The organism is Bartonella sp. PS7NMGDW (assembly GCF_042193585.1).
In the GTDB taxonomy this organism is placed as follows: domain Bacteria; phylum Pseudomonadota; class Alphaproteobacteria; order Rhizobiales; family Rhizobiaceae; genus Bartonella; species Bartonella grahamii.
This window is the reverse complement of sequence record NZ_JBHILX010000115.1, coordinates 1-672: the sequence shown is the minus strand read 5'-3', so window position 1 is coordinate 672 and position 672 is coordinate 1. Positions and strand designations below refer to the sequence as shown.

The following is a 672-nucleotide window of genomic DNA, read 5'->3' as shown; positions in this document are numbered from 1 at the left end:
ATGGAACAAAGAACAGCAGAATGGTTTCAAGCGCGCTTGGGTAAAGTCACCGCATCAAACATTTACAGCGTACTCAGTAAAACTACAAAAGGATTGCCTACGAGCAAATATGAAGACTACAAAATCAAACTCATAACAGAGCGCTTAACAGGCGAAACAAGCCCCTATTATGAAACTGAAGATATGAGATGGGGTATTGAGCATGAAGATGATGCCTTGAGAGAATATGGCTTCATTTATGATGCCGATATAACAAAATGCGGCTTTATCCAACACCCCACAATAGAAATGGCGGGGGCTAGCCCCGATGGTCTCATTGGAGAAGACGGTTTAATCGAAGTCAAATGCCCGAGATCAGTAACACATATGCGCTTTTGTATAGGTGACGAAATCAAACCAGAATATCACGCACAAATGCAATTCCAAATGGCTTGTACAGAACGAAAATGGTGTGATTTCGTAAGCTATGACCCACGTTTTACGGGGGAATTCTTTCACTTACGCATGAAAGTCAAGCGTATTCTCCGTGATGATCAACAAATTGAACAGATCAATCAAGCTGTTGAAACCTTTTTAGCAGAGATAGAACGAGAGATAAAACAACTCTCAACAAAAGCTGCTTAACCTTATGGGGGTGTTTTGTTCCCCGCATATCTACAAGCACCCCCACCC

Annotated in this window: 1 protein-coding gene; it reads left to right on the top strand. The window is 42.1% G+C overall.

Translation table 11 applies throughout. From position 1 onward, the window contains the following. Positions 1-624: a lambda exonuclease family protein gene (locus ACFIKJ_RS09610; protein WP_375652200.1), complete on the top strand. Its 624-nt coding sequence runs from the start codon at positions 1-3 to the stop codon at positions 622-624. The last annotated feature ends 48 nt before the right edge of the window (positions 625-672 follow it).

Coding starts and splice junctions, on each gene's coding strand:
- ACFIKJ_RS09610 (WP_375652200.1), top strand. CDS start 1: ATGGAACAAAGAACAGCAGAATGGTTTCAAGCGCGCTTGGGTAAAGTC.